We start from the raw sequence: 21,112 nt of genomic DNA, 5'->3' as shown, positions 1-21,112 counted from the left end.
TTCGAAGAAGATCAGGGGCGCTCGTCCGCTTCCTCTTCCACCACTGGTGGAATCAGGTCGTCACGGGTGAGCTTCAGCCAGACGAGCAGCATGCCAGCGACATAGACCGACGAGTACGTGCCTGCCCCAACGCCGATCAACAGCGCCAACGAGAAGCCCCACAGATTCTCGCCACCAAAGACCATGAGCGCACCGACAGCCAGCAACGTGGATACCGAAGTTGCCATGGTGCGCAGCAAGGTTTGCGTCGTGGAAATATTGATGTTTTCCAGCAGCTCCGCCTTGCGCAGCATGCGGAAGTTCTCGCGGATCCGGTCAAAGATGACGATTGTGTCGTTCAGCGAATAGCCGATAACCGCCAGCACAGCGGCCAGCACGGTGAGATCGAACGATATCTGGAAAAAGGAGAATACCCCGAGAACGACGATCACATCGTGGAACAGCGACAGCACGGCACCGAGACCGAACTTCCACTGAAAGCGAAAGGCCACGTAGACCAGAATACCACCCAGCGCGAGCAGCATGCCCAGGCCACCCTGGTCGCGCAGCTCCTCACCTACCGCAGGCCCGACGAACTCGACTCTCTTGACGCTCACCGAGTTCGCACTGTCAGCGCCGCGCAATGCATCAGCGATGCGCTCTCCCAGCTGAGGATCGTCGCCCGGCATGCGCACCAGCACGTCAGTAGTCGCACCGAAGCTCTGCACTACAGCGTCGCCAAACCCGGACTGCTCAAGCTGCCCACGCACCTGCTCGAGTTCAACCGGGCGCTCATAGCCGAGCTCGATCAGTGTACCGCCAGTAAAGTCCAACCCGAAGTTGAGCCCCTTGACCACAAGGCTCGCCAGTGACGCAACGGTCAGCACCACGGTCAGGGCGAAGGCCACATGGCGGACACCCATGAAATTGATTACGCGTTTCATCGTGCTAGCCCCTTAAATCCACAGCTTCTTGAGATCGCGGCCACCGTAGATCAGGTTGACCATGGCGCGCGTCACGATGATTGCGGTAAACATCGACGTCAGAATGCCGATCGAAAGGGTGACCGCGAAGCCCTTGATCGGGCCGGTCCCCATGGCGAACAGGATGCCGCCGACCAGCAGAGTGGTCAGGTTGCCGTCGACGATCGCCGAGAAGGCCCGATCGAAGCCTTCATGGATGGCGCGCTGGATCGACATGCCATTGGCGATCTCCTCGCGGATTCGCGAGAAGATCAGCACGTTGGCATCCACCGCCATACCCATGGTCAACACGATACCGGCAATACCCGGAAGGGTCAGCGTGGCATTGAGCATCGACATCAGGGCTGTCAGCACGACCATATTGAACAGCAGCGCAATGGTCGCCAACACACCGAAGAACTTGTAGATCAGCACCATGAAGATGGCGACGAAGAGGAAGCCCCACATGGCTGCCTGGACGCCCAGCTTGATGTTTTCAGCGCCCAGGCTCGGGCCGATGGTGCGCTCTTCTGCGAAGTACATCGGCGCCGCCAGACCACCGGCGCGCAGCAGCAACGCCAGCTCTGACGACTCGCCCTGGCCATCGAGGCCGGTGATGCGGAACTGGCTGCCGAGTGGCGACTGGATAGTTGCAAGACTGATGATCTTCTTTTCTTCCTGGAAGGTCTCGACGCGCACTTCCTGCTCAACACCATCAACCGTCTGCCGCACATAGCGAGTCATCGGCCGCTGCTCGATGAAGATCACGGCCATGCTGCGCCCGACATTGTTGCGCGTGGCGCGATTCATCAGATCGCCGCCATGGCCATCGAGCCGGATATTCACCTGCGGACGGCCATTCTCGTCGTAGCTGGCCTGGGCGTCGGTCACCTGATCACCTGTAATGATCAGTGTGCGCTCAAGCTGAACCGGCGGGCGGCCCTCTTCGCGGAACTCGAAGGTTTCGGTGGAAGCACGCGATGCATCTGAATCGGCAGCCAGGCGGAACTCAAGGTTCGCCGTCTTGCCGAGGATACGTTTGGCCTCGGCCGTATCCTGCACACCCGGCAGCTCGACGACGATCCGATTGGCACCTTGGCGCTGAACCAACGGCTCAGCCACGCCGAGTTCGTTGACGCGATTACGCACCGTGGTCAGATTCTGCTTGATCGAGTACTCGCGAATTTCCGCCAGCTTGGCTTCGGTCAGCGTCAGACGCAGCACGTACTGGCCGTTGCGCTCTGCGGACGTCAGCTCGAAGTCGGTAAATTCCTTGCGGATGAGCGATTGGGCTGCATCCAGGGTAGCCTCATCGGCAAAGCCCAACTGCACGGAATCCTTCAGATTCGGCAGACTGCGGTATCGCACACGCTCCTTGCGCAGCAGACTCTTGACCTCACCCTCGGAGACGTTCAGGCGCGTTTCAATTGCCTTGTCCATGTCCACTTCCAGGAGGAAGTGCACACCACCGGAGAGATCCAGACCAAGCTTCATCGGGCTTGCGCCAAGATTGCGCAACCAGTCGGGAGTCGTAGGCGCCAGATTGAGCGCAACTACGTAGGCGTCGCCGAGCGCGCGGCGCACGATATCTTTTGCCGGCAACTGATCATCCTGACGCTCGAGACGCACAAGGCCACCTCGGCCCTGCTCGTCCAGGGACGCAGACTTGACCGCGATACCGCCATCCACGAGTGCTTTGCTGATGCGCTCGAGGTCTGCCTCGCCGATCTCCTGCGATGTGCTGGCACCGGTAACCTGAATCGCCGGGTCATCCGGATAGAGGTTGGGAGCAGAGTAAATAAAGGCGATCGCGAGCACTGCCAGAATCAGCAGGTATTTCCAGAGAGGGAATCTATTGAGCATGACGCAGCCCGTTTAATGAACGCGGGGCGCCTTGCGCGCCCCGTCGATATTGAATGAAGTCAGCTCAGATGGCTTTCAGTGTGCCCTTGGGCAATGTTGCGGCGATCGCCACTTTCTGGAACTTCAGCTCAACGTTGTCAGACACCTCGATCACCACGAAGTCATCGGCGACCTTGGTGACCTTGCCAGCGATACCGCCGGAAGTGACCACTTCGTCGCCCTTCTGCAGGCCGGCGATCAGGTTCTTGTGTTCCTTGGCACGCTTGGACTGGGGGCGCCAGATCATCAGGTAGAAGATGACCAGAAAACCGACTAGAAAAACCCACTCGAAACCAGTACCAGCAGGACCAGCAGCAGCCTCCTGGGCATAGGCGGCGGGAATCAGAAAGCTCATGTAGCACTCCTGTTGCAGAAAGGATTGTTTTGTTCTGGCACGTCACGCAAGCGGCGGCGTTGGCAGACCGCGCTTGGCATAAAAGGCGTCGACAAAGGCCGCCAATGTACCCTGTTGAATGGCGTCGCGTAAACCAGCCATAACCCGCTGGTAATGCCGCAGGTTATGGATGGTATTCAACATGCTACCCAGCATTTCGCCGCATTTATCCAGATGATGCAGATAAGCGCGGGAGAAATGTTTGCAGGTGTAACAGTCACAGCTCGGATCCAGCGGAGAATCGTCGTGTTTGTGAACGGCGTTGCGGATCTTGATCACACCGCTATCAACGAAAAGATGCCCATTTCGCGCATTGCGCGTTGGCATCACGCAGTCGAACATATCGACGCCGCGCCGCACACCCTCGACCAGGTCCTCCGGCTTACCCACCCCCATCAGATAGCGTGGCTTATCCGCTGGCATCTGTGGCGGAAGGAAATCCAGCACACGGATCATCTCTTCCTTCGGCTCGCCAACCGAAAGGCCGCCAATCGCCAGGCCGTCAAATCCGATCTCGCAAAGCCCCTCCAGCGAGCGCATGCGCAAAGATTCGTGCATACCGCCCTGAACAATGCCGAACAGCGCAGCCGGACTGTCGCCATGGGCGACCTTCGAGCGCTTGGCCCAGCGCAGCGACAGCTCCATCGAACGCCGCGCCACGTCTTCGTCAGCGGGATAAGGCGTGCATTCATCGAAGATCATCACGATATCCGAGCCCAGGTCACGCTGGACCTGCATCGACTCCTCCGGCCCCATGAAGACTTTTGCGCCATCTACCGGAGAGGCGAAGTAGACGCCCTCCTCCTTGATCTTGCGCATCGCCCCCAGGCTGAACACCTGAAAGCCGCCCGAGTCGGTGAGGATAGGCCCCTGCCACTGCATGAAGTCGTGCAGGTCCCCATGGCGCTTGATCACTTCAGTGCCGGGCCGCAACCAGAGATGGAAGGTGTTGCCCAGAATGATCTGCGCTCCGATCGCCTCGATGTCCCGTGGCAGCATGCCTTTGACGGTACCGTAAGTGCCCACTGGCATGAATGCCGGCGTCTCGACGGTGCCGCGCGGAAAGGTCAGACGTCCGCGGCGCGCCTTGCCATCGGTGGCAAGCAGCTCGAAGGACATGTGGCAGGAGCGAGTCATTGGGTTTCCTCGGGGCCGCGCGGCGCGGGATTGCGGGTGATGAACATGGCATCGCCGTAACTGAAGAAGCGATAACGCTGAGCCACCGCTTCGGCGTAGGCCGCCATGGTCTCCGGATAACCGGCGAAGGCGGAAACCAGCATCAGCAGCGTGGATTCAGGCAGATGGAAATTGGTGACCAGTGCATCCACCACATGAAAGCTCTTGCCTGGGTAGATGAAGATATCGGTGTCGCCACTGAACGGCTTGAGTTCACCATCGCGCGCCGCCGTCTCCAGCGAACGCACGCTGGTAGTACCGACAGCGATCACGCGCCCACCACGGGAGCGACAGGCCGCCACCGCATCGACGACATCCTGGCCGACCTCCAGCCATTCGCGATGCATGTGATGCTCTTCGATACGCTCCACGCGCACCGGCTGAAAGGTGCCGGCGCCGACATGAAGGGTAACGTAGGCCGTTTCCACGCCAGACTCACGCAGCGTCTGCAGCAGCGCCTCATCGAAGTGCAGTCCTGCGGTCGGCGCAGCCACGGCACCGGCGCGCTGCGCGTAGACGGTCTGGTAACGCTCGCGGTCGGCGGCGTCGTCAGGCCTGTCTATATAAGGAGGCAATGGCATGTGCCCGATGCGCTCGAGCAACGGCAGAACATCCTCGCCGAACTCGAGTTCGAACAGCGCATCATGCCGGGCGATCATTTCTGCTTCGCCGCCGCCATCGAGCAGGATCTTCGATCCGGCCTTGGGCGACTTACTGGAACGGACATGCGCCAGAACGCTGCGATTGCCGACTACCCTTTCGACAAGGATTTCCAGCTTGCCGCCGGTAGCTTTCTGACCGAAAAGGCGCGCCGGGATCACCCGGGTATTGTTGAACACCATCAGATCGCCGGGCCGCACATGGTCCAGCAGATCGGCGAAGTTGCGATGCGAAAGCTTTCCCGTTTCGCCTTCGAGCACCAGCAGACGACTGGCGCGCCGCTCCGCCAGGGGATGTCGTGCGATCAGGGCATCGGGCAGCTGGAAGAAAAAATCGGCAACTTGCATGGATCGGAGGTCGGGACGCGGAAAGGGCGCAAATCTTATCCGAAACACGTCGACCTGACCACGCCAAGCGATTGACCACCCCGTCGCGCATCCCTATACTGCGCGCCCACTGTGCCTCGATGGCGGAATCGGTAGACGCAGCGGATTCAAAATCCGCCGTTGGTAACAACGTGAGAGTTCGAGTCTCTCTCGAGGCACCATCAGTGAATTGCTACAACGCAGCCAAGCTGCATGCTTAGCGAAACGGGCAACCGGATCGCCTGCAAGTCTAACGCCGTAGCGAAGCTTCAAAGCGCACCAGGCCGCATGCAAGCATCCGGACAATCTGGATCGGCAGCACGGCAAGCAACGTCAGCTACATCGCTTTCCCTCAGACTGACACTCGATATCGATGCAGTCGACTCGTGGCATTGCCTCTCTCGCAACAGCGAATAAGGCGAGTCAAAGCCACGTCAAAAAGCGCCAAATGGCGCCGCCTGGACAGGCAAATTCTATGGCTCCGAGGGGTTGGCATTCCCTGGCGAGTTATCGTAGAGTGTGCCCACTGTGTTTGCATGGGTCGCTGTTGAATCGTGACCTGGTGCAGTAGATCTTCAGATCCGCTACTCCGCTCGACTCTCTTACTCCTTGCAACCAGTTCCAGCTTCCTGCTCTGCGGGGGCAATTCTACTTTTGAGTTTCAAGGATACAAAGACATGTCGAATCGTCAGAACGGTACCGTCAAGTGGTTTAACGACGAGAAAGGTTTTGGTTTCATCACTCCCGAGAGCGGTCCGGATCTGTTCGTGCACTTCCGCGCGATCGAAGGCAACGGCTTCAAGAGCCTGAAAGAGGGCCAGAAAGTCAGTTTCGTCGCAGTGCAAGGTCAAAAGGGCATGCAGGCAGACCAGGTTCAGATCCTGGGCTAAGCCTCTTCTCCGAAAAGCCCCTGATGGCAACATCAGGGGCTTTTTTATGCGCGCAATTCCGTAGAATGCGCCGCCCACCTCTTTGATCGAGACACCCAATGCGCAGACACCTGCTCAGCCCGCAGGGCCAGTTTCCCGCCGCCGGCCTGGTACGTCGGCTTGCTGCAATGTTCTATGACAGCCTGCTGTGCATCGCCTTGATGATGGTAGTGACACTGCTCTATCAGCAAGTGCTGCTGCGCCTGCTCTACGGCAGTGAACAGCTGCAGCAGCTCGCGGATGCCGGCCGCCTGGACATCGACCCCCTGCTCTCGACGCTGCTGCTGTTCAGCCTGTTCGGCTTTTTCGCCAAATTCTGGACCCACAGCGGCCAAACGCTGGGCATGCAGGTCTGGGGCATCCGGATCCAGAATGCAGACGGAACCGCCATCGATCTTTGGCAGGCGCTTCTGCGTTTTCTGATCGCACTGGTTTCGCTGCTGTGCCTGGGCATGGGTTATTGGTGGATGCTGCTCGACAAACAGAACCGCACCTGGCACGACATGTACTCGGAGAGCCAGGCCGTGCAGCTACCGAAGAACATTCACAAGAAGTGACTTTGCTCTGCGCACCGAACCAACACTGACCCAAACCTTGTCGACAGCGCCTCCCGCGGTTCACGCCGGAGGCACCCGTCATCCCGCCCGACGCAGCAACCAGGCACCGATGAGTGCACAGATGCCCGCTGGCAGCACCACCGCAAGCAACGGCGAGAAGCCGAACACCTGGCTAGCCGGCCCGAGCAAATCCTGAATAATGCGGAATACGAAGCCGACCACTACGCCGGTAAAGATGCGCTGACCAAGCGTGACCGAGCGCAGCGGCCCGAAGATGAACGAGATCGCCAGCAGCACCAGCGCAACGGTGACGGCCGGCTGCAGCACCTTGGTCCAGAATGCCAGCCAGTAACGACCGTTGTTCAACCCCTGCTCGCCCAGGTAGTGGATATAGCGCCACAAGCCGGTGATCGATAGCGCTTCCGGCTCCATCACCACCGTCCCGAGTAGCTGCGGCGTCAGCTGAACATCCCAGCGTTCCTGCGGCGTGCGCACCACCTCGGTGTGATCGCCGCGAAAATGGGTGGTCGAGATATTCTCGAGCAGCCAGTGATCAGCCTGATAGCTGGCGCGACGGGCAAAACTGGACGACAACAGGCGGCGCTCGTCATCGAAGCGATAACGTGTCACCCCCACCAGCATGCCGCCGGGCTGCACGGCGTTGACGTGCACGAACTCGTTCTCCTGCCGGTGCCACAGGCCGCGTTTGCTGCTCTGCGCCTCGCCTGCGCCCTGCGCCAGGGAGCGCCGCGCCTGAGCGATGTCCTCGGTCGCTGGCGCAACGTACTCACCGATCAGAATGCCGGCAATGAGCAGCACCAGCATCGGCTTCATCACCGCCACCACGATGCGCCCCAGCGAGACACCAGCCGCGCGCATGATGGTCAGCTCGCTGCTGCTGGCAAGCGTGCCAAGGCCGATCAAACAACCGATCAGTGCCGCCATAGGCAGCATTTCATACAGACGCCGAGGCGACGTCAGCAGCACGTACTGCAGGGCATCGCCCAGCCCGTAGCCGCCTTCCACATCACTCAATTCATCGATGAACGCGAATAGCAGAGCCAGACCCACGATGATGCCGAGGACAGTCAGAATCGCGAGAAAGACATGGACTCCGATGTAGCGATCCAGCTTAACCACGAGCCACCTCCCGCTGCGCACTGCCCTTCTTCATCCGCAGCCTGATCGGCTCCCAGTACAGCATCAACAGGCCTATCGCCAGGAACAGCCCGTGCACCCACCAAAGGCCCAGCGCCATCGGGATTCGCCCCTTGTCCAGCGCACCGCGCACGGCGATCAGCAACGCAAGATAGGTCATGTACAAAAGGATCGCCGGCAGCAGCTTGAGAAAACGCCCCTGTCGCGGATTCACCTTGGCCAGCGGCACCGCGAGCACGGTGACGACGAACACCAGCAACGGCAATGAGAAGCGCCACTGCAGCTCGGTGCGATGACGGATGTTGTCGCTGCCGAGCAGCTCCCGAGTCGGCAGCGCCTCACGTTCGCTCAGTTCCACGCTCACCTCCGGCTTGGGAAGCAGCACGCCATAGGTGTCGTACTGGATGGCGCGGTAACCGGCCTGCCCTGGGTTGCCGTCATAGCGATAGCCGTTTTCCAGAATCAGATAGCGACTGCCATCGGGCTGGACTTCCTGCCGTCCGCTCTCGGCAACCAGCACCGACAGTCCGCTTTCCCTTCCGGTCTGACGCGAAACATTGGTTTCGGAGATGAACACCCCGCCGAGCTCGCTGCGATCAGCCGACAGTTCGCGGGTGTAGGTTACCCGTGAACCGCCGCGCAACGTCTGAAAGCGCCCCGGCAGCAGCGTGTCGAACTCGGTCAGGGAGTCCTGCTGATTGAGGATACGGTCCACCTCGGCGATGCCCTGCGGCGCCAACCCCAGGCTCAGCCAGCCCACCACGACCGCCACCAGGGCGGCGGGCGCCAGGCTGTAGACCAGCAGCCGGCGCTGGCTCATGCCCGTGGCCGAAAGCACGGTCATTTCGCTTTCCAGATAGAGGCGCCCGTAGGCCAGCAGAATGCCGAGAAACAGTCCGAGCGGGAGGATCAGCTGCAGAAAGCCGGGCAGACGAAAGCCCATGATCAGCAACAGCACCCCTGGGTCGAGCAGTCCCTGCGCAGCCTGCGCCAGATACTTGATGAAACGGCCACTCATGATGATCACCAGCAGCACGGCACTGACCGCGCTCATGGTGACCAGCAGCTCTCGGGACAGGTAACGAAAGACGATCAAACCAGACACTCCAGGGTTGTCAGGCTCTGGCGGCAACGCTCAAACTAGCCGCCAGTTGCCGGCCCGCCGGAGCGGGCCGTTGGAAATTGGGTAATGACGCACCGAGCGGACGCGGACCGCAGCGCCGAAACAATCGCCGAAGCATCGACGATTGCAACGTTTCTAGCCTAGCGCAGTCGTTAGCAACGACCGAACAGGCGAACCACCGGAAAAATAAGCCCGGCATTATCCTGCAAACCCGACTCTTTGTCTTGGGGACACCACGTCATGGAATTTGTTGTCAAAAGCGCCAAAGCCTCCACCCAGAAGACCGCCACCCTGGTTCTGCCGCTCGGCGATGACTGCCTTCTCGGCAGCGTCGCGCAGAGCGTAGACAGCGCCAGCGGCGGCGCGCTCAGCACTGCGCTCAAGCGTGGCGACATCCAGGGCAAAGCGGGTCAGACCCTGCTGTTGCATGGCCTGCCCGGCCTCAAGGCTGAGCGCGTACTGCTGGTCGGGATCGGCAAGGTCGACGAACTGGACAACCGCCAGTGGCGCAAGATCGCCAATGCCGCACTTGCCGCAATCAAGGGTCTCGGCGGTGCCGATGCGGCCTTCGCCATGCAGGATGTTCAGATCAAAGGCCGCGACAATTACGGCCGCACTCGCTTGCTGGTGGAAATCCTTGCCGACGGCCAGTACGTGTTCGATCGCTTCAAGAGCAAGAAAGCCGACCCGCGCGCTCTGCAGAAGATCGTCCTGCTGTGTGACAAGAGCGAGCAGCCCGACGTGGAACGCGCGACCCGCGAAGCCTCGGCGATCGCCAGTGGCATGGCCTTTACCCGCGACCTCGGCAACCTGCCACCGAACGTCTGCCACCCGACCTACATCGCCGAACAGGCAAAGCAGATGAGCAAGGCCTACAAGGGCCTGAAGGTCGACGTGCTCGACGAGAAGAAGCTGCGTGATCTCGGCGCCGGCGCCTTCCTCGCGGTTTCCCAGGGCAGCGACCAGCCCGGCTGCATCATCGTCATGCAGTACAACGGCGGCAAGAAGGGCGAGCAGCCGTATGCCCTGGTGGGCAAAGGCATCACCTTCGATACCGGTGGCATCAGCCTCAAGCCGGGCCAGGGCATGGACGAGATGAAGTACGACATGGGCGGAGCCGCCAGCGTACTCGGCACACTCAAGGCCGTACTGGAGCTGCAGCTGCCGATCAACCTGGTCTGCCTGCTGGCCTGTGCCGAGAACATGCCCAGCGGCGGCGCCACCCGCCCGGGCGACATCGTCACCACCATGAGCGGTCAGACCGTGGAAATCCTCAACACCGATGCCGAGGGCCGTTTGGTGCTGTGCGATGCGCTGACCTACGCCGAACGCTTCGAACCGCGTGCGGTGATCGACGTGGCCACGCTGACCGGTGCCTGCATCGTCGCCTTGGGCAGCAACACTTCCGGTCTGCTGGGCAACAACGATGCCCTGGTGCAGCAACTGCTGCAGGCTGGCGAGAACGCTGCCGACCGCGCCTGGCAGCTGCCGCTGTTCGACGAATACCAGGAACAGCTGGACAGTCCATTCGCCGATATCGCCAACATCGGCGGCCCCAAGGCAGGCACCATCACGGCTGCCTGCTTCCTCTCGCGCTTCACCAAGAAGTTCGCCTGGGCGCACCTGGATATCGCCGGCACCGCCTGGACCAGCGGCGGCAAGGAAAAAGGCGCCACCGGCCGGCCCGTGCCGCTGTTGACCCAGTACCTGCTGGACCGGGTCAACTGAGATGCACCTGGCCGTCGCGCCTGATCCCTCGGGCCAGAGCCGCCTTGCGCTGCCCGGCCAGAGCGGAGCACGCCCATGACGCGGATCGATTTCTACGTCCTGCCCGACGCCAACCCGACCGGCCGCCTGCGGGCGGCCTGTCAGTTGGCGGCCAAGGGATGGCAACACGGCATGCAGGTATTCATTCGCTGCGTCGATGAAACGCAGTCGAGCGAAGTCGACGAGCTACTCTGGGACTTTCGCGCCGAGCGCTTCATTCCCCACGAGCAGCACGTCGACGACCCGAAGGCCCCGGTGGTGATCGGTGTCGACCAGGCACCTCAATTCACGCAGGGCCTCTTGATCAACCTGGCATCGACGCTTTCGTCGCACATCGACCAGTTCAGCCGGGTCATCGAGATCGTCAACCAGGAACCGCAACTGCTGACCGCCTGCCGGGAGAATTTCCGCCTGTATCGACGCCAGGGCTATGATCCGAAACGGGTCGAGCTTTAAGACCAACCATTCGACAGCAAGGGAAAACCCCTGGCAGCCGCCGGGATGCTCAAGCCCCGGAAACTTCTGAGATGACACCGAAAGCCCCGAACAAACCCGCCGAACTGCTGAGCGATCTCGAGTCCATTCGCGCCCTGCTCGGTGACGATTTTCCAGACGAGGCTCCGGCCGGCGCAGCGCTGGACCCGGACAGCATTCCGCTGCTGTCCGATATCGTCGAGCCAGCGCCAGCCGTTCCGGCCGCGAGCGCCAGCGACGACGAGCCGCGGGAAACCAGCGTGCGTAGCGCGTTTCGCTCCCTGGCCGAACGGCACATCGACCACGAGCTGCGCACCGCGGCCAATCTGATCCTGCAGGAAGTGATCGACGACTTCGTGCCGCAGATCGAGGCGGAACTCAAGCGTCGCCTCGAGAGCCGAATCGAGCGCCTGGTACGCACGCCCCCGCCTCGCTCCTGAGTCATCCGCGACAATGCGCAGTTAATAAGCACGGCCGCGAAATCTCGCGGCCGTTTGCCTTTATACTTGCCCGTTTTTCCGACCAGCCGTTTTAAGGGTCCCGCCGCATGGACAAGACCTACCAGCCGCACGCCATCGAGACTTCCTGGTACCAGACTTGGGAATCGAACAACTATTTCGCCCCGCAAGGTTCCGGCGAGCCCTACACCATCATGATCCCGCCGCCGAACGTCACCGGCAGCCTGCACATGGGTCACGGCTTCAACAACGCCATCATGGATGCTTTGATCCGCTGGCGCCGCATGCAGGGCCGCAACACCCTGTGGCAGCCAGGTACAGACCATGCTGGTATCGCCACGCAGATGGTGGTCGAGCGCCAGCTCGGCGCGCAGGGCGTTTCGCGTCATGACCTTGGACGCGAGAAGTTTCTCGAGAAGGTCTGGCAGTGGAAGGAAGAATCCGGCGGCACCATCACCCGACAGATCCGTCGTCTGGGCTCCTCGGTGGACTGGTCGCGCGAGCGCTTCACCATGGACGACGGCCTCTCCGAGGCGGTCAAGGAAGCCTTCGTCCGCCTGCACGAGGACGGCCTGATCTATCGCGGCAAGCGCCTGGTCAACTGGGACACCAAGCTGCACACCGCGATCTCAGACCTCGAAGTCGAGAACCATGACGAGAAAGGTCATCTCTGGCACCTACGTTATCCGCTGGCCGATGGCTGCAAGACTGCAGACGGCCTGGATTACCTGGTGGTCGCCACTACCCGTCCGGAAACCATGCTCGGTGACGCCGCCATCGCCGTGCACCCGGAGGACGAGCGCTACAAGAGCCTGATCGGCCGTCACGTCATGCTGCCGCTGGTCAACCGCCTGATCCCGATCGTCGCCGACGACTACGTCGACCTCGAGTTCGGCACCGGCTGCGTGAAGATCACCCCGGCGCACGACTTCAACGACTACGAGGTCGGCAAGCGTCATCACCTGCCGCTGATCAATATCTTCGACCGCAACGCCGCGGTGCTCGCCAAGGCCCAGGTGTTCAACATCGACGGGACGCCGAACGACAAGATCGATGCCAACCTGCCGGACGGCTACGCGCACATGGACCGCTTCGATGCGCGCAAGGCCATCGTCGCCGAGTTCGACGCCATGAGCCTGCTGGAAAAGATCGACGACCACGCGCTGAAAGTCCCCCGCGGTGATCGCTCCGGCACCATCATCGAGCCGTGGCTGACCGACCAGTGGTACGTTTCCACCAAACCGCTGGCCGAGAAGGCCATCGCCGCCGTCGAAAGCGGCGAAATCCAGTTCGTGCCCAAGCAGTACGAGAACATGTACTTCAGCTGGATGCGCGACATCCAGGACTGGTGCATCAGCCGTCAGCTCTGGTGGGGCCATCGCATTCCTGCGTGGTACGACGAAGCCGGCAACGTCTACGTTGGCCGCGATGAAGTGGAGGTACGCAGCAAGTACAACCTCTGCAACAACGTCGAACTGCGTCAGGACGAGGACGTCCTGGACACCTGGTTCAGCTCCGGCCTGTGGACCTTTTCCACACTCGGCTGGCCGCAGCAGACCGAGTTCCTGAAGACCTTCCACCCCACCGACGTGCTGGTCACAGGCTTCGACATCATCTTCTTCTGGGTCGCCCGGATGATCATGCTGTCCACTCACCTGACCGGGCAGATTCCGTTCAAGACCGTCTACGTGCACGGTCTGGTACGCGATGGTCAGGGGCAGAAGATGTCCAAGTCCAAGGGCAACGTGCTCGACCCGCTGGACATCGTCGATGGCATCACCCTCGATGAACTGCTGACCAAGCGCACCAGCGGCATGATGCAGCCCAAGCTGGCCGAGAAGATCGCCAAGCAGACCCGTGCCGAGTTCCCCGAAGGCATCGCCAGCTACGGCACCGACGCCCTGCGCTTCACCTTCTGCTCGCTGGCCTCAACCGGCCGCGACATCAAGTTCGACATGGGCCGCGTCGAGGGTTACCGCAACTTCTGCAACAAGATCTGGAACGCCGCCAACTTCGTCTTCGAGAACACCGAGGGCAAGGACACGGGGGTCAACGGCGAGCCCGTCGAGCTCTCGTCGGTGGATCGCTGGATCATCTCCGCGCTGCAGCGTACCGAGAGCGAAGTGAATCGACAGCTGGAGGCATTCCGCTTCGACCTGGCCGCTCAGGCGCTGTACGAGTTCATCTGGGACGAGTACTGCGCCTGGTACCTGGAGCTGGTCAAGCCGCTGCTGTGGGACGAGACCGCAAGCGCCGAACGCCAGCGCGGCACCCGCCGCACCTTGGTGCGCGTGCTGGAAACCGCGCTGCGCCTGGCGCATCCGTTCATGCCGTTCATTACCGAGGAAATCTGGCAGCGCGTCGCGCCGCTCGCCGGCAAGTCCGGTCCGACGCTGATGCTGCAGCCGTGGCCGGAGTTCAACCCGGAGCGTATCAACGAAGCCGCCGAAGGCGATATCGAGTGGCTCAAGGCCTTCATGCTGGGCATCCGCCAGATCCGCGGCGAGATGAACATCTCCATGGCCAAGCGCATCGACGTGGTGCTGGGCAACGCCTCGGCTACCGATCAACGCCGCCTGACCGACAACGAGCCGCTGCTGAAGAAACTGGCCAAGCTGGAAAGCGTGCGCCTGCTCAACGACGGCGAAGAAGCACCGCTGTCGGCCATCGCGCTGGTGGGTGACATGCAGGTGCTTGTGCCGATGGCTGGCCTGATCGACAAGGATGCCGAACTGGCTCGCCTGGACAAGGAACTCGCCCGGCTGGACGGCGAGGTCAAGCGCGTCGGCGGAAAGCTGTCGAACGCCGGTTTCGTCGACAAGGCACCCGCCGAGGTGATCGACAAGGAACGCGCCAAACTGGCCGAGGCCGAACAGGCCAAAGCCAGGCTGCAGGAGCAGCGCGACCGCATCGCCACGCTCTGATCAGGACGCGGTAAACGCAAAAGGCCAACCCGAAAGGTGCTGGCCTTTTTGCTTAAGGAGGTCATCTTGATTGATGACAAGTTATTACCGGCAACGCTGATACACTATGCCGCACATGAAACACCCCTTTACAAACTGGCAGGCCGTTAAAGCCAAGACGAACAGCTCGACGATGTGAAGTGAGCCCCCTGCTGCGAAGCGCAATGCCCCACGTATTTCGCCGAACGCGCAACCGTCTCCCAGGGCAGTCCACCGCCCCGATTTGTTTCACCTCGCTAGCGAATCGTTCCCCTGCCAGCCGCTGAGGCTGCGTCGACACACCCGCATGCCCCGGCAAGGTTCCTCAAGATGGAGTCCCTCCGATGTATGCACTCATGGCTGTCGTGTTCGTCATAGGCTATCTATGCATAGCCTTTGAACATCCCCTGAAGATAGACAAGGCCGCTGCCGCGATCCTGACCGCGGTTGTAACCTGGACCATTCTGGTGCTGGGCGCCGACCAGATACTTCCGCTGCTGCAACCCGGCAGCCACAACCCCGGGGACTCCTCGGCGGTGGTGATCGAATCGCTGCGTCATCATCTGGGAGAAGTCTCGGAGATTCTCTTCTTCCTGCTCGGCGCGATGACCATCGTCGAGCTGATCGACTCCCACGAAGGTTTCAAGGTAATCACCGACCGCATCCAGACCCGCAAGCGCGTGCACCTGCTGTGGATCATCGGCTTCCTCACCTTCTTCCTCTCTGCAGCACTGGACAACCTGACCACCACCATCGTCATGGTCTCGCTGCTGCGCAAGCTCATCCGTGGCCGTCCCGAGCGCTGGTTGTTCGTCGGCGTCGTGGTAATCGCCGCCAACGCCGGTGGTGCCTGGTCGCCGATCGGTGACGTGACCACCACCATGCTCTGGATCGGCAACCAGATCAGCGCTTCCGGCGTGATCACCGGCCTGTTCCTGCCAAGCCTGGTGTGCCTGCTGGTGCCGCTGATCATTCTCAGCTTCCGTCTGCGCGGCGAGGCACCACGCCCGCGTCCTCGTGCTCACCTGGCCGAGAAGCACCCGCCGACCACTACCGTATTCGAGCGCAACCTGGTACTCGGTCTTGGCCTCGCTGCCCTGCTCTTCGTCCCGGTGTTCAAGACCGTGACCCACCTGCCGCCTTACATGGGCATCCTCTTCGGTCTCGGCGTGCTCTGGGTAACCACCGAGTTCATCCACCGCAACAAGAATGCCGAAGACAAGCACCCGCTTTCGGTAGTCGGCGTTCTACGCAAGGTGGACACGCCCAGCGTGCTGTTCTTCCTCGGCATTCTGCTGGCCGTATCCAGTCTCGCTACCGCGGGCCACCTGACCCAGGTCGCGACCGCCCTGCGCGAATCGCTCGGCCACATCTACCCGATCACCTACGCCATCGGCCTGCTTTCGGCCGTGGTCGACAACGTGCCGCTGGTGGCCGGTGCGATGAAGATGTATCCGTTGGTCAGCCCTGCCGTACTGGCTTCTGCCAGCCCCGAGGAGACCAGCTGGCTGTCGCAGTTCGTCGTCGATGGCAACTTCTGGGAGATGCTCGCTTTCTGCGCCGGTACCGGCGGCAGCACCTTGATCATCGGCTCGGCAGCAGGCGTCGCGGCGATGGGCATGGAGAAGATCAGCTTCACCTGGTACGTCAAGCGCGTCAGCTTGCTGGCCTTCCTCGGTTACACTGCGGGCGCCGCGACCTACATCGGCATGCTCGCCCTGCGCTAAACCGCAGCGAGCCTGGCCAGGTCGCTGCCCCCACAGACGACCTGGCCAGGGACCTTCCATGACCGTCAGCAAGACCAAAACCAGTTTCTATCGCCGACTCTACGTCGCCTGGCTGATCGACAGCGGCACCGCCTGCAGTGTCCCTGCACTGATGGCCGCGACCGGCATGCCGCGGCGCACCGCCCAGGACACCCTTGCCGCGCTCGCGGAGCTGGACATCGACTGCAGCTTCGAGCAGGACGACGGCGAACGCCACAATGCCGGCCACTACGCCATCCGCGACTGGGGTGCCATCGACAAGGGCTGGATCGAGCGCAACCTGCCGCGTATCAAATCCATTCTCGAATATCCCTGATCGACCATGAGTGGCGACCTGCTGCTGGTTCTCGGCCTGCTCACCGGTTGCATCGGCCTGTTCGCGCTGAACAAGCCACGCATGGACGTGGTGGCGGTACTGGCCATGGTCGCGCTGCCGCTCACTGGTGTGCTCAGCGTGCAGGAGGCACTGGCCGGTTTCAGCGATCCGAGCGTGGTGCTGATCGCCACCCTGTTCGTCATCGGCGACGGCCTGGTGCGCACCGGCATCGCCTATCGCCTGGGCGACTGGCTGATGCGTACCGCCGGCAGCAGCGAGACCCGCTTGCTGATTCTGCTGATGCTGGCCGTCGCGGCGCTCGGCTCGGTGATGAGTTCGACCGGCGTGGTGGCGATCTTCATTCCCGTGGTGCTCGGCATCGCCAATCGCATGAAGGTCTCGCCACGGCGGCTGATGATGCCGCTGGCGTTCGCCGGCCTGATCAGCGGCATGCTGACGCTGGTGGCGACGCCGCCGAACCTGGTGATCAACAGCGAACTGCGCCGCGCCGGGCTCGACGGCTTCTCCTTCTTCGATTTCACCCCCATCGGCCTGGCGATTCTGCTGCTCGGCGTCGGCTATATGCTGCTGGCGCGCCGCTGGCTGGGCAGCGACAAGCGCAGCGAAACGACAGAACATCGCCATACGCTGGCGGATCTGGCGCGGGAGTATCGACTGGAAGAACGCGAGCGGCGACTGCGGGTGATGCCGGGATCGATTCTCGCCAACCAGGCGCTGGACGAGCTGAAGCTGCGAACCCAGTACGGCATCAACGTGATCGCCGTGGAACGCCATGACCGCTTTCGCAACCTTCTGCTGATCGCGACGGGCAATACCGAACTGTTCGTCGGCGATGTGCTGCTGGTCGATCTGGCCAGCCCGGCCATCGGCCTGCTCGGCGCCTATCAGGAGCTGGGCCTCGAACCCCTGCAACTCAGCACCTCCTACTATTCGGTGCACGGTCGCGAGCTGGGGCTGGCGGAAGTGGCGCTGCCACCGGAATCGCGCCTACCGGGCAAGACCATCCAGCAACTGGGTTTTCGCAGCCGGCACAAGCTCAACGTGGTCGGTCTGCGCCGCAATCGCCAAGCCCTGCAGGGGCTGCTGGTGGATGAAAAGCTCAAGCCAGCCGATACGCTGCTGGTGGCCGGCAGCTGGAAGCACATTCACCGTCTGCAGGGTATGAGCCGCGACTTCCTCGTGCTGAGCCTGCCGGCCGAGGTGGACGATGTGGCGCCCGCGGCCAACCAGGCACCGTTCGCGCTGCTCGGGCTGGCGGTGATGGTGACATTGATGGTCAGCGGCCTGGTGCCCAACGTGCTGGCGGCGCTGATTGGCTGCCTGGTCATGGGCCTGTTCCGCTGCATCGACATGGAGAGCGCCTACAAGGCGATTCACTGGCAAAGCCTGGTACTGATCGTCGGCATGTTGCCGTTCGCCCTGGCGTTGCAGAAAACCGGCGGCATCGCCCTGGCGACATCGGGGCTGGTCGGCCTGCTCGGCGACGCCGGACCGCATGCCCTGCTCGCCAGCCTGTTTCTGCTGACCGCCGTGATCGGGCTGTTCATCTCCAACACAGCGACGGCTGTGCTGATGGCACCCGTTGCGCTGTCCACCGCCGAGCAGCTGGGCGCCTCGCCCTACCCGTTCGCCATGATCGTCGCGCTGGCGGCCTCCGCCGCGTTCATGACGCCGATTTCCTCGCCGGTGAACACCCTGGTGCTCGGTCCCGGGCAATACCGCTTCGCCGACTTTGTCCGAGTTGGCGTGCCCTTTACCGCGCTGGTCATGATCGTCTCGGTGCTGCTCGTGCCGCTGCTGTTTCCGCTATGAATGCCGGCTGCCTCGGGACACCCACCGACGGGTAGCCAGCGAAAAGTGGCATGGCGGCTGAAAGGGCCAGCCGTTAAGCTCCAGCTCTCATTCTAAGAAGAACAGATTCCATGCCTCAGCGTGTCGCCCTGTTTCCGGTCCTGCTGGCCGGTGCCGTTCTCTTGTTGGTCGTCCATGGCCTTGGCCGCTTCGTCTATACCCCGCTGCTGCCCTGGCTGGTGGAGGACGGCCTGCTGACCGTGCAGGAAGGCGCAAGCATCGCCAGCTGGAACTACCTGGGCTATCTGATCGGCGCCCTGCTCGCGGTGCGCTGGCATCGCGTCGCGCAGATCCGCCGTACGCTGCCCTGGGCGCTAGGGCTGCACGTATTGAGCAGCCTGCTGCAGACCCAGGCCGAGTCCGCCGATGCGCTGGCTACCTTGCGCCTTGCCAACGGCATCAGCAACGGCCTGGTGTTCGTCCAGGCGCCCTCGCTGATCCTCGAATGGCTGGCGCGACAGCAGCGCGTTTCCTCCAGTGGCCTTGTCTATCTCGGTGTCTGCGTCGGGCTGATTCTCTCCAGTTTGCTGGTGAGCCTGAGCGACGGGTACCTGCTGGGAGCCGAGCGTTGGTGGCCGGCGGCGTTGCTTTCGATACCGCTGGCCTGGTGGGGCTGGCGGCAGCTGTCGCGGCTGGACATGCCTGACGAGGAAAAGGCCCATTCTGCGGAGGAGCCACCCAGTGGCAAACTGCTCGATCGCTCCAGCACACCGCTGTTTCTTTCCTACGCCGGCGCCGGCATGGGCTACATCCTGCCGATGACTTTCCTGCCGATGGTCGCGCGTCTGCAGGTGGAGCCCGGTGACTTCCTCATCGGTGGCAGCTGGCTGGTGGTGGCGTTGGCGACGCTGCCGGCGCCCTGGCTGTGGAATCGTCTCGGCGTGCGCATGGGTGACGACATCGCCTTGCGCCTGAGCTACCTCACCCAACTGCTCGGCGTACTGGCCGCGCTGCTGCTGCCCGGCGCGGTCGGCATCCTGCTCTGTGCGGTACTGGTCGGCGGCACCTTTCTCGGCACCGTGCTGCTGACCCAGCGTCTGGCGCGGACACTGCATCCACACCAGGGACCGCGGCTGTCGGCGGCGCTGATCGCACTCTACGGCCTGACCCAGCTCGCCGCACCCTGGCTGACCAGTATCTGGATGGGGATGGGCGGCAGCCTGCACAGCGCCTTCTGGCTCGGCGCGGGGGCGCTGCTCTGGGGGTTGTTCTGGATGCTGATGGTGCCGCGCCGCCGTTAGCAACGAGACCTATCCGCGGGCAGCGGTTGTGGGACAATGCGCGCCCCAGCCGCCAACCTCCCGCTGATCAGATGCCGCGCAGATCCCCGTCCTCGACTCCGCAGCCCGGCCGTGCCGAAACCGGCAAGGCCGTACTGCATCCACGCAACCGCCATACCGGCCGCTACGACTTCCCGGCGCTGATTGCTGGCTGCCCGGAGCTGGTCGAGTACGTAATCCTCAATCCCTACGGCAAGCAAAGCATCGACTTCGCCAACCCGGATGCGGTGCGGGTGTTCAATCGCGCGCTGCTCAGGCAGTTCTATGGAATCCAGCACTGGGACATTCCGCCAGGCTACCTGTGCCCGCCGGTGCCAGGGCGCGCCGATTATCTGCATGGACTGGCCGATCTGCTCGGGCAGAACGATGCCTGCGCCATTCCCCGCGGCACCGCCATTCACGCACTGGACATCGGTACCGGGGCCAACTGCATCTACCCGCTGATCGGCCATCGGGAGTATGGCTGGCACTTCACCGGCAGTGATATCGACACCACCGCTCTGGCCTCGGCACGCACCATCGTCTCGGCCAATGGCCTCGCCAAGGCCATCGAGCTGAGACAGCAGGCGGCGCCGAAGCACGTCTTCAAGGGCATGGTGTTGCCGGAGGATCGCTTCGACCTGACGTTGTGCAATCCGCCCTTCCATGCGTCACAGGCCGAAGCCAGCAGTGGCAGCCAGCGCAAGTGGCGTAACCTCGGCAAGCTCGACCCGAGCCGCAAACTACCCGCGCTCAATTTCGGCGGTCAGGCGGCGGAGCTCTGGTGCGAAGGTGGCGAAGCGGCCTTTGTCGCGCGCATGGCGGAGGAAAGCGTCGCGTTCGCCGGACAGGTCTACTGGTTCAGTACGCTGGTATCGAAGGGCGCCAACGTGGCGCCGCTGGAGGCGCGGCTGAAACGCCTCGGTGCCCGCCAGATGCACACGCTGGACATGGCTCAGGGGCAGAAGAAGAGCCGCTTCGTCGCCTGGACCTTCCTGAGTCAAACCGAGCAGGCGAGTTGGCGCGCCGAGCGCTGGGCGAAAGGGTGAAATT

18 protein-coding genes and 1 tRNA gene are annotated in these 21,112 nt (G+C 62.3%); 12 read left to right on the top strand and 7 right to left on the bottom strand.

From position 1 onward, the window contains the following. Positions 1-11: 11 nt before the first annotated feature. From secF to queA, 5 genes are all read right to left on the bottom strand, one after another. A complete protein-coding gene (secF, locus tag CW305_RS02340) occupies positions 12-923 on the bottom strand; it encodes a protein translocase subunit SecF (RefSeq protein ID WP_104097011.1) in 912 nt (303 codons plus the stop codon). A 12-nt stretch (positions 924-935) separates the two neighbouring features. Further along, positions 936-2,804 carry a protein translocase subunit SecD gene (secD, locus tag CW305_RS02335; protein ID WP_014819455.1) on the bottom strand — a complete coding sequence of 623 codons (1,869 nt, stop codon included), beginning with the start codon at positions 2,802-2,804 and terminating at the stop codon, positions 936-938. 64 nt (positions 2,805-2,868) lie between these two features. Next, complete coding sequence (gene yajC / locus CW305_RS02330; RefSeq protein WP_003296020.1) at positions 2,869-3,198, bottom strand: preprotein translocase subunit YajC; 330 nt, start codon at positions 3,196-3,198, stop codon at positions 2,869-2,871. 42 nt (positions 3,199-3,240) lie between these two features. Continuing rightward, complete coding sequence (gene tgt, locus CW305_RS02325) at positions 3,241-4,356, bottom strand: tRNA guanosine(34) transglycosylase Tgt (RefSeq protein WP_023444168.1); 1,116 nt, start codon at positions 4,354-4,356, stop codon at positions 3,241-3,243. A 14-nt stretch (positions 4,357-4,370) separates the two neighbouring features. Continuing rightward, complete coding sequence (gene queA / locus CW305_RS02320; protein WP_104097010.1) at positions 4,371-5,420, bottom strand: tRNA preQ1(34) S-adenosylmethionine ribosyltransferase-isomerase QueA; 1,050 nt, start codon at positions 5,418-5,420, stop codon at positions 4,371-4,373. A gap of 113 nt (positions 5,421-5,533) precedes the next feature. On the opposite strand from queA, the gene CW305_RS02315 reads away from it, so the two are divergent. From CW305_RS02315 to CW305_RS02305, 3 genes are all read left to right on the top strand, one after another. Next, a tRNA-Leu gene (locus CW305_RS02315) sits at positions 5,534-5,620 on the top strand. A gap of 495 nt (positions 5,621-6,115) precedes the next feature. Next, positions 6,116-6,328: a cold-shock protein gene (locus tag CW305_RS02310; protein ID WP_003298189.1), complete on the top strand. Its 213-nt coding sequence runs from the start codon at positions 6,116-6,118 to the stop codon at positions 6,326-6,328. 98 nt (positions 6,329-6,426) lie between these two features. Next, positions 6,427-6,924, top strand: a complete 498-nt coding sequence (locus CW305_RS02305) for an RDD family protein (RefSeq protein WP_014819452.1) — start codon at positions 6,427-6,429, stop codon at positions 6,922-6,924. 78 nt (positions 6,925-7,002) lie between these two features. On the opposite strand, the gene lptG is transcribed toward CW305_RS02305, so the two are convergent. Continuing rightward, positions 7,003-8,064, bottom strand: coding sequence for an LPS export ABC transporter permease LptG (gene lptG / locus CW305_RS02300; protein WP_104097009.1), 1,062 nt, complete (start codon positions 8,062-8,064; stop codon positions 7,003-7,005). Beyond that, positions 8,057-9,178 carry an LPS export ABC transporter permease LptF gene (lptF, locus tag CW305_RS02295; RefSeq protein ID WP_104097008.1) on the bottom strand — a complete coding sequence of 374 codons (1,122 nt, stop codon included), beginning with the start codon at positions 9,176-9,178 and terminating at the stop codon, positions 8,057-8,059. Before lptF ends, lptG begins: the two co-directional genes overlap by 8 nt. 267 nt (positions 9,179-9,445) lie before the next feature. Here lptF and CW305_RS02290 point away from each other — a divergent pair, with 267 nt between their 5' ends. From CW305_RS02290 to rlmF, 9 genes are all read left to right on the top strand, one after another. Continuing rightward, positions 9,446-10,933: a leucyl aminopeptidase gene (locus tag CW305_RS02290; RefSeq protein ID WP_090522127.1), complete on the top strand. Its 1,488-nt coding sequence runs from the start codon at positions 9,446-9,448 to the stop codon at positions 10,931-10,933. A gap of 75 nt (positions 10,934-11,008) precedes the next feature. Next, positions 11,009-11,428 (top strand): DNA polymerase III subunit chi, encoded by a 420-nt coding sequence (locus CW305_RS02285; RefSeq protein ID WP_104097007.1) that lies wholly within the window; start codon positions 11,009-11,011, stop codon positions 11,426-11,428. Positions 11,429-11,499: 71 nt separating this feature from the next. Further along, a complete protein-coding gene (locus CW305_RS02280) occupies positions 11,500-11,886 on the top strand; it encodes a hypothetical protein (RefSeq protein ID WP_023444163.1) in 387 nt (128 codons plus the stop codon). Between the two features lie 107 nt (positions 11,887-11,993). Further along, entirely contained in the window at positions 11,994-14,828 is a 2,835-nt protein-coding gene (locus tag CW305_RS02275; protein WP_104097006.1) for a valine--tRNA ligase, read from the top strand. Between the two features lie 362 nt (positions 14,829-15,190). Continuing rightward, positions 15,191-16,573, top strand: a complete 1,383-nt coding sequence (gene nhaD / locus CW305_RS02270; RefSeq protein WP_014819445.1) for a sodium:proton antiporter NhaD — start codon at positions 15,191-15,193, stop codon at positions 16,571-16,573. A gap of 58 nt (positions 16,574-16,631) precedes the next feature. After that, positions 16,632-16,928 (top strand): winged helix-turn-helix domain-containing protein, encoded by a 297-nt coding sequence (locus tag CW305_RS02265; RefSeq protein WP_014819444.1) that lies wholly within the window; start codon positions 16,632-16,634, stop codon positions 16,926-16,928. Between the two features lie 6 nt (positions 16,929-16,934). After that, on the top strand, positions 16,935-18,761 hold the full coding sequence (locus CW305_RS02260; protein WP_044315832.1) for an SLC13 family permease: 1,827 nt from the start codon (positions 16,935-16,937) through the stop codon (positions 18,759-18,761). 110 nt (positions 18,762-18,871) lie between these two features. After that, entirely contained in the window at positions 18,872-20,041 is a 1,170-nt protein-coding gene (locus tag CW305_RS02255; protein WP_044315831.1) for a YbfB/YjiJ family MFS transporter, read from the top strand. Between the two features lie 71 nt (positions 20,042-20,112). Beyond that, the gene (gene rlmF, locus CW305_RS02250) at positions 20,113-21,108 is read left to right on the top strand and encodes a 23S rRNA (adenine(1618)-N(6))-methyltransferase RlmF (protein ID WP_090522139.1); all 996 of its coding nucleotides are present in this window, start codon (positions 20,113-20,115) and stop codon (positions 21,106-21,108) included. The last annotated feature ends 4 nt before the right edge of the window (positions 21,109-21,112 follow it).

Origin of the sequence: Stutzerimonas kunmingensis, from assembly GCF_002929225.1 — a bacterium.
In the GTDB taxonomy this organism is placed as follows: domain Bacteria; phylum Pseudomonadota; class Gammaproteobacteria; order Pseudomonadales; family Pseudomonadaceae; genus Stutzerimonas.
Note: the sequence above shows the minus strand (reverse complement) of the source record. Positions and strands in the feature narration are given on the sequence as shown.